General features: G+C 64.5%; 11 protein-coding genes and 1 other annotated feature. Of the genes, 7 read left to right on the top strand and 4 right to left on the bottom strand.

Features of this window, described 5'->3' with window-relative positions; all coding sequences use genetic code 11:
• Positions 1 to 56 precede the first annotated feature (56 nt).
• The 7 genes from KFE19_09745 (at position 57) to KFE19_09715 (ending at position 9510) form a co-directional block, all read left to right on the top strand.
• Positions 57 to 1193, top strand: a complete 1137-nt coding sequence (locus KFE19_09745; protein QUO36714.1) for a YidC/Oxa1 family membrane protein insertase — start codon at positions 57 to 59, stop codon at positions 1191 to 1193.
• A 15-nt stretch (positions 1194 to 1208) separates the two neighbouring features.
• Entirely contained in the window at positions 1209 to 2057 is an 849-nt protein-coding gene (locus KFE19_09740) for a protein jag (protein ID QUO36713.1), read from the top strand.
• Between the two features lie 111 nt (positions 2058 to 2168).
• The gene (locus KFE19_09735; GenBank protein QUO36712.1) at positions 2169 to 2651 is read left to right on the top strand and encodes a sigma-70 family RNA polymerase sigma factor; all 483 of its coding nucleotides are present in this window, start codon (positions 2169 to 2171) and stop codon (positions 2649 to 2651) included.
• Entirely contained in the window at positions 2641 to 3915 is a 1275-nt protein-coding gene (locus KFE19_09730; protein ID QUO36711.1) for a hypothetical protein, read from the top strand. The genes KFE19_09735 and KFE19_09730 overlap by 11 nt, the downstream gene beginning before the upstream one ends.
• 39 nt (positions 3916 to 3954) lie before the next feature.
• Positions 3955 to 4164 (top strand) — a binding site (T-box leader).
• A 57-nt stretch (positions 4165 to 4221) separates the two neighbouring features.
• A complete protein-coding gene (locus tag KFE19_09725; GenBank protein QUO36710.1) occupies positions 4222 to 5643 on the top strand; it encodes a glycine--tRNA ligase in 1422 nt (473 codons plus the stop codon).
• Positions 5644 to 5916: 273 nt separating this feature from the next.
• Entirely contained in the window at positions 5917 to 7887 is a 1971-nt protein-coding gene (locus tag KFE19_09720) for a sulfatase-like hydrolase/transferase (GenBank protein QUO36709.1), read from the top strand.
• A gap of 201 nt (positions 7888 to 8088) precedes the next feature.
• Positions 8089 to 9510 (top strand): NCS2 family permease, encoded by a 1422-nt coding sequence (locus KFE19_09715; GenBank protein QUO36708.1) that lies wholly within the window; start codon positions 8089 to 8091, stop codon positions 9508 to 9510.
• Positions 9511 to 9736: 226 nt separating this feature from the next.
• Here KFE19_09715 and msrA read toward each other — a convergent pair whose 3' ends face one another.
• Genes msrA through KFE19_09695 form a run of 4 tightly spaced genes read right to left on the bottom strand, consistent with a single transcriptional unit; the run spans position 9737 to position 12691 of the window.
• Positions 9737 to 10303 (bottom strand): peptide-methionine (S)-S-oxide reductase MsrA, encoded by a 567-nt coding sequence (msrA, locus tag KFE19_09710; protein QUO36707.1) that lies wholly within the window; start codon positions 10301 to 10303, stop codon positions 9737 to 9739.
• Between the two features lie 10 nt (positions 10304 to 10313).
• Positions 10314 to 10619 (bottom strand): hypothetical protein, encoded by a 306-nt coding sequence (locus KFE19_09705; protein QUO36706.1) that lies wholly within the window; start codon positions 10617 to 10619, stop codon positions 10314 to 10316.
• Positions 10620 to 10632: 13 nt separating this feature from the next.
• Complete coding sequence (locus KFE19_09700; protein QUO36705.1) at positions 10633 to 11787, bottom strand: alanyl-tRNA editing protein; 1155 nt, start codon at positions 11785 to 11787, stop codon at positions 10633 to 10635.
• 19 nt (positions 11788 to 11806) lie between these two features.
• Entirely contained in the window at positions 11807 to 12691 is an 885-nt protein-coding gene (locus KFE19_09695) for a hypothetical protein (protein QUO36704.1), read from the bottom strand.
• Positions 12692 to 12736 lie beyond the last annotated feature (45 nt).

Genomic DNA, 12736 nt, shown 5'->3' with positions numbered 1-12736 from the left:
GGCCGGAGCGGGGTGCATCCGCCCCGTCGGGCCATTTCACTTTGGAGGAAACATTTATGCTGTCAACCATTGGATACTATATTTGTGTCCCCTTTGCCGCGCTGATGCGCCTGTTCTATAATCTGACGGGCTCCTACGGCGTGGCGATCATCCTCTTCACCCTGGTCATCAAGCTGATTCTGCTGCCCTTCCAGATGAAGTCCAAAAAGAGCATGATCCGCATGAGCCGGATGTCCGGAAAAATCCAGGAGATCCAGAAGAAGTACGCCAACAACCAGGCCAAGATGAACGAGGAGATGCAGCGGTTCTATCAGGAAGAGGGCATCAACCCCATGAGCGGCTGCCTGTGGAGTTTCATCCCCTTCCCCATCCTGCTGGCTCTGTACTATATCATTCGGGAGCCCATCGTCTACTTCATGAACTTCGGCGGCCGGGCCGCCGGACAGGCTGTGGTCGCCGCCGCCAAGGAGCTGATCCAGGGCGCCGGCATCGAGCTGACCGCCAACGCTGCCTATGAGCAGATCGAGATCGCGAAGATCATCAACAGCCAGTTCCCCGACTTCATTGCCCAGCATGAGGGCTGGGTCAATGTGGACTACCACTTCCTGGGCCTGGACCTGACCGCCCAGCCCAGCAGCGCCTTCGGCCAGCTCAGCGGCGGCGTGTCCTGGATGCTGATCGGCCTGATCCTGATTCCCATTGTCTCCGGCGCCCTGAGCTTCCTGCTCAGCAAGGTCACCATGAGCCAGAACAAGATGGAGGGCTCCGCCGCTGCCAGCGGCAAGATGATGATGTGGATGATGCCCCTGATGTCCATTTACATCGCCTTCATCATGCCCGCCGCCCTGGGCGTGTACTGGATCGCCCAGAGCGCCCTGTCCATCGTGCAGGAGGCCGTCATGGGCCGGTTCTACACCAACAAGCTGGAGGCCGAGGAGGCCGCGCGGTATGAGGCCCGGGAGGCCGACCGCAAGCGCCGCCAGGAGGAGGCCCGCGTCCTTCAGGAGCAGCAGCGCCAGCAGGCGGCCCAGAAGCAGAGCCTGAAGGAAAAGCGCAAGGCCGCCCAGGAGGCCAAGGCCGCCAAGGCCAAGAAGGCCGCCACCAGCACCACCGAGGCCGGCCGGGTGGGCGACCGCCCCTATGCCCGGGGCCGTTCCTACAAGGCCGACCGGTACGACAGTGAACAGGAATAAGGAGCTTGTTACGCCATGAGAGAATTTATTGATGTAACGGGCAAGACCGAGGACGAGGCCATCCAAAACGCCCTGCGTCAGCTTGGCCTGGACCGGGACGATGTGTCCGTTGAGATCCTGGAGCGCGCCAAATCCGGCTTCCTGGGCCTGGGCAGCTGCCCGGCCAAGGTCCGGGTGTACTACGGCGAGGAGACGGAGCCCGCCCCCGCGCCGGTGCCGGAGGCCCCCAAGCCCCCCAAGGCCGCCCCGGAGAAGAAAGAGGAACCCAAAGAGGAGCGGAGCGCCCCTGCGCCGAAGCCCCCCAAGGCGCCGAAGCCCCCCAAGGCCCACAAGGTTCAGCCGGAGACCCCCGCTGAGGAGGTCCCCGCCGCCCCCGCCGCGGACTACGGTCCGGAGGTGGACGATGAGAAGGCCCAGGCCATCCGCACCTTCCTCACCGGCCTGCTGGAGCAGATGGACAGCGCCGCCGACATCCGGGTCTATCAGCCGGAGAAGGGCCGCTACAAGGTGATTCTGGAGGGGAAGAACCTGGGCGCCCTGATCGGCCGCCGGGGCGAGACTCTGGACGCCATCCAGCAGCTGACCAGCTACGCCGTCAACCGCAGCGGCAGCGGCCGGGTCCGGGTCCAGCTGGACGCCGAAGGCTACCGGGAGAAGCGGGAGCAGAGCCTCCAGCATCTGGCCCGGAAGGTGGCCGCCAAGGTGGTCAAGTACCGCCGCAACTTCACCCTGGAGCCCATGAACGCCTACGAGCGCCACGTGATCCACACGGCGCTGCAGGACGTGCCGGGCGTCACCACCTACTCCACCGGCACCGAGCCGGGCCGCCGGGTGGTCGTGGCCTACGACCGGGACAAGAAGTAAATCCCAGAAAGAGATCCGTCCGGTTTTCCGGGCGGATCTTTTTTGTGACAAAGCCGGGGCCGGGATCATATGGAAAGTGAATGCATTCAATCATAGACGGGGAGGGAGCCCATGGAGCGAGCGATCTTTGAACAGGCTGTCCGGGAGCACCGGGATATGGTGTTTCGGGTGGCCCTCCACGTGACCGGGCAGCGCCAGGACGCGGAGGACGCGGTGCAGGAGGTGTTTCTCCGGCTCTATACCCGGGAGCGGGACTTTGAGACGCCGGAGCATCTGCGGCGCTGGCTGATCCGGGTGACGGTCAATCTGTGCAGGGATACCCTGAAAAGCCCCTGGCGCAAGCGGCGGGTGTATCTGGAACAGCTTCCGGAGCCGTCCTTTCACCAGGTGGAGCAGCGGGAGCTGTACCGGGAGGTCATGGCCCTGCCGGAGAAGTACCGGACAGTGCTGGATCTGTTCTACTACGAGGAGCTGTCCACCCGGGAGATCGGGGAGGTGCTGGGGATCCGCCAGTCGGCGGTGACCACCCGGCTGACCCGGGCCCGGGAGCAGCTGAAAAAGCGGCTGAAGGAGGCATGGCGGGATGACGAATAAGGAATTTTATCAGGAGACCTTTTCCCAGCTCCGCTCCTCCTGTGACATTCGATGGGAGGATATGGAGATGCGGACGAGCAAACGGCACATCAGCAGACATCTGGTGACGCTGGCGGCGGTGATCGCCCTGATGGCGGTCCTGTCCGCGGCGGCGGTGGCGGCGGATCTGTTCGGCCTGCGGCGGATGCTGCTGCCCCAATGGGGACAGACGCTGAGCCTCAGCGGATACGCGGAGAGCCCGGAGAGCCGGGCCCTGGCGCAGTGGCGGACCTGGCTGGCGGAGCAGGGCCTTGGCGCCGCGGCAGAGGACGGCGGGACGGACCCCTGGTTCCAGATCGATCAGATCTACACCCCGGAGATGGAGGAGGCTCTGACGGAGATCGCGGAGAAATACGGCCTGACCCTCCACCCGGCGGCGGTGGACGCCGCGGCTTTTCCGGGGGTTTTTGACGAGACCTTCCTGGGGGAGAACAACCGGGCCTATCACGTCCGGATCTGCGAGAACGGGACGTTCTTCTTTGACGGCGAATACGACCTCAGCGGCGGGGAGACCCTGTCCTACCAGTTTATCCGCTGCGTCCGCGGCAGCTTTACCGACGGACTGCTGGAGGTGGGAGACGTCTCCCAGTATCAGGAGTGGACCTATGAGACCGCCTGCGGCCGGACGGTGACCGCGGCGCTGGCAGAGGACCGGGGCGTGCTGATCGCGGACCTGGAGGACTGCCTGGTGACGGTCAATGTGCCCCGGGCGGAGCTGGAGAGGCAGGACCTGGAGGCTCTGGCAGACAGCATCGACTTTGGCCGCTTGACCCCCGTGACGGCGCCGGATCTCTCCGGCCAGGGAGCGGACACGCAGCTGAACACCGGCAGCGGGCTGGAGACCGGGGCCATCCGGACATTCGCGGCGGAGCTGCTGGATCTGCTGGAGCGGGACGACCGGGCGGCGGTGGCGGAGCGGTTTTCCTATCCCTGCACCGTGACCACGGCGGAGGAGGAGACCTCCCGGGCCGACACGGCCCAGGAGCTGCTGGACCGCTGGGACGAGGCCGTGGCGCCTATGACCGGAACTCTGAGCGAGGCCCTCATGGGCGGGGACTTCTTCTCCCACGACGGACTGGTGGGCACGGCGGACGGCGCGGTCTGGTTCGGCCTGACCGGGGACGGACAGATCCGTATTTTTACCCTCCAGACCCCCGAGGGGGCCGGAGTCCGTCCCGTCTCCCTCGGTATCGGCGCCGGGCCGTCCCCGGCGCCGGAGGCTTGACATTCCGGCAAAAACATGGTACAGTACGCACGATACCCAACAAAAGCGCAACAGGGAACAGTATCCCGGTTTTGCCGGTCAAGAGAGAGGGCGGTCGGTGCGAGCCCTTCCGGAGGAGCGGGAGAAGGCCCCCTGGAGCTGCGGGGAGGAAATGCCCCGCCGGCGTCCGCCGTTACCGGAGAAGGAAGTGCGCATCAGCCAGATGCGAATTCAGGTGGGACCACGGACAATGCTTTGTTCGCCCTGAGCCGAAAACCGGCTCAGGGCGTTTTTTGCCGTCTTGGGCCAAGAATTTAGGAGGAAGCAATGAAGAACACCGAAAAGACCATGGAGAAGATCGTGGCCCTGTGCAAGGGCCGGGGCTTTATCTTCGCCGGCAGCGAGATTTACGGCGGCCTCGCCAACACCTGGGACTACGGCCCCCTGGGCGTGGAGCTGAAGAACAACGTCAAGAAGGCCTGGTGGAAGAAGTTCGTCCAGGAGAACCCCTACAACGTGGGGCTCGACGCCGCCATCCTCATGAACCCTCAGACCTGGGTGGCCTCCGGACACCTGGGCGGCTTCTCCGACCCCCTGATGGACTGCAAGGAGTGCAAGGAGCGCTTCCGGGCCGACAAGCTGATCGAGGACTGGGCCGGAGACAACGGCGTGGACCTGGGCAAGCCCATCGACGCCTTCTCCCAGGAGGAGATGAAGGACTTCATCGAGTCCCACAACATCCCCTGCCCCAGCTGCGGCAAGCACAACTTCACCGACATCCGGCAGTTCAACCTGATGTTCAAGACCTTCCAGGGCGTCACCGAGGACGCCAAGAACACCGTGTACCTGCGGCCCGAGACCGCCCAGGGCATCTTCGTCAACTTCCAGAACGTCCAGCGCACCACCCGCCGGAAGCTCCCCTTCGGCGTGTGCCAGATCGGCAAGAGCTTCCGCAACGAGATCACCCCGGGCAACTTCACCTTCCGCACCCGGGAGTTTGAGCAGATGGAGCTGGAGTTCTTCTGCAAGCCCGGCACCGACCTGGAGTGGTTCCAGTACTGGCGCTCCTTCTGCAAGGACTGGCTGCTGGGATTGAACATGCGGGAGGAGGACCTGCGCCTGCGGGACCACAGCCCCGAGGAGCTGTGCTTCTACTCCAAGGGCACCACGGACTTTGAGTTCATGTTCCCCTTCGGCTGGGGCGAGCTGTGGGGCGTGGCGGACCGCACCGACTACGACCTGACCCAGCACCAGAATACCTCCGGCAAGGATATGACCTACTTTGACCAGGAGACCAACGAGCGGTATATCCCCTACGTGGTGGAGCCCTCCCTGGGCGCCGACCGCGTCACCCTGGCCTTCCTGATCGAGGCCTACGACGAGGAGGTCGTGGACCCGGCCAAGAACGACGTGCGCACCGTCATGCACTTTCACCCGGCCCTGGCCCCCTTCAAGTGCGCCGTGCTGCCCCTTAGCAAGAAGCTCGCCGACAAGGCCCGGGAGGTCCAGGCGGAGCTTTCCAAGGAGTGGATGGTGGACTATGACGACACCGGCTCCATCGGCAAGCGCTACCGCCGTCAGGACGAGATCGGTACGCCCTACTGCGTCACCGTGGACTTCGACACCGTGGGCGACGCCGAGAAGGCCGGCGACGACTGCGTCACCGTCCGTGACCGGGATACCATGGAGCAGGTCCGCATGCCCATCAGTGAACTGAAGGCGTATCTGGCCGAGAAGCTGGCCTATTAAACACAGACCGGCCCTGCTCCATATCGCCGCGGAGGCGGCGTCCAAGCGTTTTGCCCGTGGGGGCAAAACCTTGATGCCGGGCGGATTCACTCCGCCCGAGCAGATAAAATAGGACGGGGTCCCCATGAAACAGCGTTTCATGGGGAGGCAGGTCCGCATGCCCATCAGTGAACTGAAGGCGTATCTGGCCGAGAAGCTGGCCTATTGATCTAACGGTAAAAAAATTTGGGCCGCGGAGGAGTTCCGCGGCCCAAATGGCGAAGCGGGGAGAACATGAACAAGCGACTCTTACAAACAAAGCGGGTTCCAAGGACCCTGGGTCCGGTGTGGCTGCGGTGGGTATTGTTCGCGGCGGCGTCCGGGTGCATGGGCCTGGGTGCGGCTGTGGCAGTCCAGTGGGTGGTCACCGGGTCCCTCTCCATCGTGTGGGAGTGGTTTATGAAGTGGCCCGCCTATCTGCTGCTGACAGCGGTTGGCCTGGGAACCGTTACCGCGGCCCTGGGCGCCCTGCTGGGACGGCTGTGGATCGCTGGGGCCCTGGTGGGCGCCGTGTCCCTGATTTTGTCCCTGGTGGACTACTTCAAAAACGCCATCAACGGCACGCCGCTGTCCCTGGCGGACTTCGGCCTGGCCACCCAGCTGGGCCAGGTGGCCGGGGTGGCCGGAGAGCTGAAGCCCCCTGTGGATTTCTGGATGGCCCTGGTGGCCGTGGGCATCTGCGTGGGACTGCTGGCCCTGACCGCGCCCATCATCCGCATCTCCGGCCGGGGCCGATTCGCGGCTTTTGCCCTGGCGTTTTCAGCGGCGGTGGGATTGTGCACGCCCGCCGGGGCCGCCCGGGCGGCGGAGGGCTTCGGTGTGGACATCGTCACCCGCCTGGACACCACCTCCAGCCACGACACCTACGGCCTTGTGCTGAGCCTGTGGCGGGACGCCTTCCTCCAGGCCAAGGAGAGCCCGGAGGACTACGGACCGGAGTATATGGCCGCCGTGCTGGACCGGATCGACGAGATCCTGCTGGCGGACGCGGAAAATGAAGAGACGCCGGAGACGGCGCCCAACATCATCATGGTGCTCTCCGAGTCCTTCTTCGACCTGACGAGGCTGCCGGACCTGACCTATGAGCGGGACCCGCTGGAGAACTTCCACGCCCTGGAGGCCGAGAGCATCAGCGGTGATTTCCACAGCCACTACCTGGGCTACGGCACCGGATACATCGAAATGTCCATGCTCTACGGCGTCAACAGTCTGGATTTTGGCCCCGGCACCAACATCTGCTTTTTGGAGGACGGCCTCTATGAGCGGTTCGACTCCCTGACAGAGCAGTATACCGGCGGCGGGGACTACCGGGCGAAGCTGCTCCACGGCTATGACGACAGCCTCTACAACCGCACTGTCACCTACCCGCTGCTGGGCTTTTCCAATCTGCTGTTCTCCGCGGACATCCAGCAGCTGGGCTTCGACTGGCAGGGCGGCGTCTACGGCGGCTACTACATGAAGGACAGCTACTTCTTCGCCGCCATGCTGGACCGGATGGCGGACATCAACGCCGCCGGGCAGCGGGCCTTCCTCTACGGCATCACTATGGAGAACCACCAGCCCTTCGACGCGGAGAAGTTCGGCTACGAGTGCCAGATCGGCGTGGAGAGCCAGACCCTCAGCGACGAGGACATGGCCATCGTGCGGGTCATGCTGGAGGGCATCACCCGGGCGGACCAGGCCCTGGGCCAGCTGACCGACGCCCTGCGGAATTCTCCGGAGCCCACCATTGTGGTGTTCTTCGGGGATCACCGGCCCAACCTCTTCATGACCGACGGGGACACGGTGTATACCAAGCTGGGCCTGTGCCCGGAAAACGACACCACGGAGTGGACGGCGGAGCAGATCTGTGACCTCTACTCCACGGATTATCTCATCTGGGCCAACGACGCGGCCCTCCTGAACGGCCGGGCCGGCACCCGGCGCGACAGCAGCATCACCGCCATCGGCCCCCAGCTGCTGGAGCTGACCGGACAGCCCATCTCCCGGTACTGGGCCCTGCTGGACAAGGTCAGCAAGGTGTGCCTGACCAACACGGAGCTGTACTTCGTGGACGGGGAGGGGGAGCCCTCTCTGTCCGGGGAGGAGGCGGATCTGTCAGAGCAGGACCGGGAGCTGCTGGCCCTGCGGGACGCCGTACTCTACGACGCCCTGTACGGCAAGCAGTACATCACCGCCGCCATGAATGAGCCGGCGGGCACGTGACGTGTAAAAAGCCGCGCGGAGTTTTCCGCGCGGTCTTTTTTGCCGCCGGATGTCTGCTTGGGGGAGACAGACCGGTAAAAGCGTTATTCTTTTAAGAGAATATTGAAAAATCACCAAATATCAGCTATGATATAAAGACAGGATTTGTCTACATATACAAAGGTTGACCAATCTGCATTGAGAGAAAAGAGGGAGTAAAACATGGAAAAGATCTTTCAGCTGCAAAAGAACGGCACCACTGTCCGCACAGAGATCCTGGCAGGTCTGACCACCTTCATGACCATGGCGTACATCATCGCACTCAACCCCAACCTTCTCACCAACTTCGACACCGGCTCCGCCCTTTGGAACGGCGTGTTCCTGGCCACCTGCATCGCCTCGGCCCTGGCTATGTTCTGCATGGCGTTCCTGGCCAACAAGCCTTTCGCCCTGGCCCCCGGCATGGGACTCAACAGCTTCTTCGCCGTGGTGGCGTCCAACATCGCCGCCCTGACTGGGCTGAGCTATGTGGCCTCCTTCCAGGCGGCCCTGGTCATTATTCTGATGGAGGGCATCGTGTTCCTGATCCTCTCCGTGCTGAACATCCGGGAGAAGATCGTGGAGGCCATTCCTCTGGGCGTGCGCCTGGGCATTGCCCCGGCTATCGGCCTTATGCTGATGAACATTGGCCTGGGGTCCAACGTGGGCGTGTACTCCGAGACCGGCGGCCCCTTCTACGTGATGCGGGACTTCTTCGGCACCCTGACGCCCAGCGTGGCGCAGACCACCATGGGCAGCGGCTACTCCACCATGGTGCTGACCGTGGTGACCATGTTCATCGGCCTGTTTGTCATCGTGATCCTGGCCAAGAAGGGCGTCAAGGCGGCCGTGCTGCTGGGCATGCTGGTGGCGTCCATCATCTACTGGATCGGTGACTTCGTGGTGCTGGGCGTGAATCCCTTTGCATCCCTCTCCACCGCCTCCTTCGTGCCGCCCTTCGCCGACATGATGGAGACCACCTTCTTCAAGTTCAACTTTGAGGGCTTTTTGCAGATCGGCTGGTTCACCGCCGTGACGCTGATCATCACCTTCTGCATGATCGATATGTTCGACACCATCGGCACCCTGGTGGGCACCGCCTCCCGGGCCGGCATGGTGGATAAGGACGGCAATATGCCCAACATGAAGGAGGCCCTGATCTCCGACGCCATCGGCACCGTGGCCGGCGCCTGCACCGGCACCTCCACCGTCACCACCTTCGTGGAGTCCGCCTCCGGCGTGGAGGCCGGCGGCCGCACAGGCCTCACCGCCCTGACCACCGGCGTGCTGTTCCTGGCCTGCATCTTCATCGCCCCCATCGCCGCCATCATCCCCGCGGCGGCCACCTCCGCGGCGCTGATCTATGTGGGCGTGCTGATGCTGATGGGATTGAAGAACGTCAACTTCGACGACCTGGATCAGATGGTCCCCGTGTCCCTCATGCTGATCGCCATGCCCATCTCCAGCTCCATCGGCCACGCCATCGGCATCGGCCTGATCTCCTACACCGTCATCAAGGTCTTTACCGGCAAGGCCAAGGACGTCTCCGTCCTGACCTATGTGATCTCCGCGCTGTTCCTGGTGAAGTTCTTCCTGATCGTGTGAGTATGTCGCAAAAGGCCCTTGGGCCTTTTGCGATAGAGGGCTGCATGACGGACGGGGTTCGATTTCTTTGGAAATTGTCACCCCATCCGTCATGAGAAGTGTCATTTCCGAGGCGCATGTCCTCGGAAATGACGGTATTGGATTGGATTCCGCCGTCTGCGGACGGCGGAACTCTGCGAGGCTTTTTCCACAGCAAAAGGCGCGGCCCATTGGGCCGCGCCTTATTTTATCCGTCCATGAACTGGGCGAGCAGCTGCCGGGCCGGGCGGGTGTAATCCTCCCGCCGGAAGGGATAGGCGGCCACCGCTGCCCGCCGGACCGGGGAGATGTGGCAGTAGCCCCGGGGGTGCTTTTCCAGGTACCGCTGGTGATATTCCTCCGCCGGGAAAAAGTTCTCCAGGGGCTTGAGCTCCACGGCGAAAAAGGGCACCGCCGCCGCCTCCAGGGCCGCGGCGGCCCGGACGGCGGCCTCCTGGTCCGGGTGGGTCCAGTAGATGCCGCTCTGGTACTGGGTGCCGATGTCGGCCCCCTGGCGGTTGGGCAGTTCCACGTCCACCACGGCGAAAAAGGCGAAGAGCAGCGCCTCCAGGCAGGTGCGGGAGGGGTCCCAGGTCACCTCCACCGCCTCCCGGAAGCCGGTGATGCCGGTGCAGACGGAGTCGTAGTTGGCGTGGTCCGGGCTGTCGCCGTTGGCGTAGCCGCAGCGGACGCCGGTGACGCCGGGCAGGGCGCGGTACAGGGCCTCCATGCCCCAGAAGCAGCCGCCCGCAAGGAAGATGCTGTGTTGGTCCATGGCGCCGCCCTCAGAAGAACATGCCCATGAAGCCGTCGGGCCGCTCCGCCGCCTGGTCCCAGACCTCCCGGAAGATCCCCGGGGCGATGGTCCGGGCGGTCACCTGACCCGGGACGTTCAGCTCCCGGATGTCGTCGGGGAAGGGGACGGGGTTCAGCGCCTCCTCCCGGCCGTGCTCGTCGCCGTAGGCGAACCACAGACCACCGGGGTACAGCTCCACCCGCCGGGTCTCCCTGTTCTCCCGGTCCAGCTCCGAGTACACCCGCTGAGCCTCGTCCTCCTGGGGCTCCGCGTATTCCAGCATGATATAGCGCATGGGTCTCCACCTTTCAGTCCAAGTTGTTGAAGAAAGCCCGGATCGACGCCTCGTCCGCCTGGACGCTGCCCTGGGCAAAGCCGCTGCGGCCGCCGCCCCGTCCCCGGAGGGCACTGTTCAGGGCCTTCACCAGCGGGGCGATGTCGGCCCCGTCGGCGCGAAGCAGGGCGTAGTTCCAGTGTCCGTCCTCCCCGGCGAACACCGCCGCAAGGCCCGTGCAGGCGTGGCCCAGGGCGTCCGCCAGACGGCGCACGCTGTCGGGCCGCAGGGCCGGCTGGAACACCAGGGCGTCTGTTTCCCCGGCGTGCTCGGCGGCGATGCGGCGGAAGAGCTGGTCCTCCATGGCGGCCTCCCGGGCCTTCAGGGCCGCCTGCTCCTCCTCCAGCCGCTCCAGGGCGGGGAGGATGGCGTCGGGCTTCACGCTGAGATGCTGGCCCACGGACCGGGCCTGGTCGTAGACGCGGCCCAGATAGGCAAGGGCCCGCCCGCCGCAGAGGATTTCCATGCGGACGCCCTCCCGGAACTTCTGGCAGGAGAGGACCTTCACAAGGCCCACCTGTCCGGCGCGCAGCACGTGGGTGCCGCAGCAGGCGCAGCAGTCCGCCGCCGGGAAGGTGACGATGCGGACCTGGCCCGTCAGGGCCTTTTTGCTGCGGTAGTCCAGCTCCTCCAGCTCCGCCGGGGAGGGGAACGTGATCTCCACGGGGGCGTCGGCCCAGATCACCTCGTTGGCCTTCCGCTCGGCGTCCAGGGCCTGCTCCCAGGTGATATCGGCGTTGTAGTCGATGGTCACCGTGTCGGCCCCCAGGTGGAAGCCCACGTTGTCGCAGTGGTAGTCATGGCAGAGGATGCCGGAGAGGATGTGCTCCCCGGAGTGCTGCTGCATGTGGTCGAACCGCCGGGCCCAGTCGATGGCGCCGGTCACGTTTTCGCCAATTTCCACCGCCTTTTCGACAGTGTGGACAACGATGCCGTCCTTTTCGTGGACATCGGTGACGGCGGCGCCGTTCAGCGTGCCGTGGTCGGCCGGCTGGCCGCCGCCCTCGGGGTAGAAGGCGGTGCGGTCCAGCGTCACCAGATACCCGCCTTTGCCCGGCTCACAGGTCAGGACCGTGGCGGTGAACGTCCGCATAAAGGCGTCGGCGTAGTATAGCTTTTCCGTTTCCATGTGGAAAACTCCCTTTCGTTTACAGGATGGATTGGATGAAGGTCCAGACCGGCTCGATGGCAAGGAAGCCCAGCACGGCGGAGAAGAGGTTGGCCAGGAAGCCGTAAGCGGCGGAGCGGGACCGGGGCTGTCCCCGCAGCAGCAGGGCGTAGGCGGCCATCTCCGCCGGGAAGATCACCAGCTCCGCCGGGAGAAGGGCCAGGACGGACCAGGCGCCCAGGCCGTGGAGCAAACAGGTGCGGGCGGTCCAGAGAGCGAGCCCGCCCTGGGTCACCAGGTTTACCAGCAAAAATACCAGCCAGTTCCGCCTCTGCCGCCCGAAGCCGAAGAGCGCCAGCACAACGCCTTCGATGACCAGCGTGGTCAAAAGGGTGGTGAGCAGCTGCACGGCGTAGGCCCTCCATACCGGCGGCACCGTCACGGTTTTCGCCCCATAGTCCACAGTGACGGAGGACTGGAGACTGGTCCGCTCCAGCACGTCCGAGACCCAAGGTTCGCCGTCCGCCGGAGCGAGAATCACGCGGTAGGTGTCTGGCACGCCCAGGTAGCTGAAGGTGTGGAGCCGGAGGCCCTCACCGGCGTCCTCCCCCATGAGATCGCCCCAGATGGGGGCGCCGTTGGTGTGGTCCAGGGTGCAGGCGTGCCAGCCCTCCGGCACGGCGGCCAGCAGAGCCTCCGTCAGAGCCGGGTCCAGGGGCTGGTCCTCGTCCTCCCGGCGGCTGTTGTCATAAGAGGCGCCGCCGGCCATGTCGGGCTCCAGCAGGTCCAGGTAGTAAAGCCCCTCCGGGGCGTTGGCCACCTTCACCGTCAGCATGGGCTTGGGCCCCGTGTCTGCCAGGGCGGTGACGGTCAAAAGGCACGCGGCCAGGGCCGCCAGGGTCAGTGTCCGCAGTTTGCGTTTCATGGGGACCTCCTTTTCGTCTGGTTTTCAACAGCAGGTTTCAAAACA

Source organism: Dysosmobacter sp. Marseille-Q4140 (genome assembly GCA_018228705.1).
In the GTDB taxonomy this organism is placed as follows: domain Bacteria; phylum Bacillota; class Clostridia; order Oscillospirales; family Oscillospiraceae; genus Oscillibacter.
This window is presented reverse-complemented; position numbering and strand designations above follow the sequence as displayed.

Excerpts from the sequence above, each read along its gene's own strand:
- KFE19_09745 (QUO36714.1), top strand. The coding sequence starts at position 57 with ATGCTGTCAACCATTGGATACTATATTTGTGTCCCCTTTGCCGCGCTG.
- KFE19_09740 (QUO36713.1), top strand. The coding sequence starts at position 1,209 with ATGAGAGAATTTATTGATGTAACGGGCAAGACCGAGGACGAGGCCATC.
- KFE19_09735 (QUO36712.1), top strand. The coding sequence starts at position 2,169 with ATGGAGCGAGCGATCTTTGAACAGGCTGTCCGGGAGCACCGGGATATG.
- KFE19_09730 (QUO36711.1), top strand. The coding sequence starts at position 2,641 with ATGACGAATAAGGAATTTTATCAGGAGACCTTTTCCCAGCTCCGCTCC.
- KFE19_09725 (QUO36710.1), top strand. The coding sequence starts at position 4,222 with ATGAAGAACACCGAAAAGACCATGGAGAAGATCGTGGCCCTGTGCAAG.
- KFE19_09720 (QUO36709.1), top strand. The coding sequence starts at position 5,917 with ATGAACAAGCGACTCTTACAAACAAAGCGGGTTCCAAGGACCCTGGGT.
- KFE19_09715 (QUO36708.1), top strand. The coding sequence starts at position 8,089 with ATGGAAAAGATCTTTCAGCTGCAAAAGAACGGCACCACTGTCCGCACA.
- msrA (QUO36707.1), bottom strand. The coding sequence starts at position 10,303 with ATGGACCAACACAGCATCTTCCTTGCGGGCGGCTGCTTCTGGGGCATG.
- KFE19_09705 (QUO36706.1), bottom strand. The coding sequence starts at position 10,619 with ATGCGCTATATCATGCTGGAATACGCGGAGCCCCAGGAGGACGAGGCT.
- KFE19_09700 (QUO36705.1), bottom strand. The coding sequence starts at position 11,787 with ATGGAAACGGAAAAGCTATACTACGCCGACGCCTTTATGCGGACGTTC.
- KFE19_09695 (QUO36704.1), bottom strand. The coding sequence starts at position 12,691 with ATGAAACGCAAACTGCGGACACTGACCCTGGCGGCCCTGGCCGCGTGC.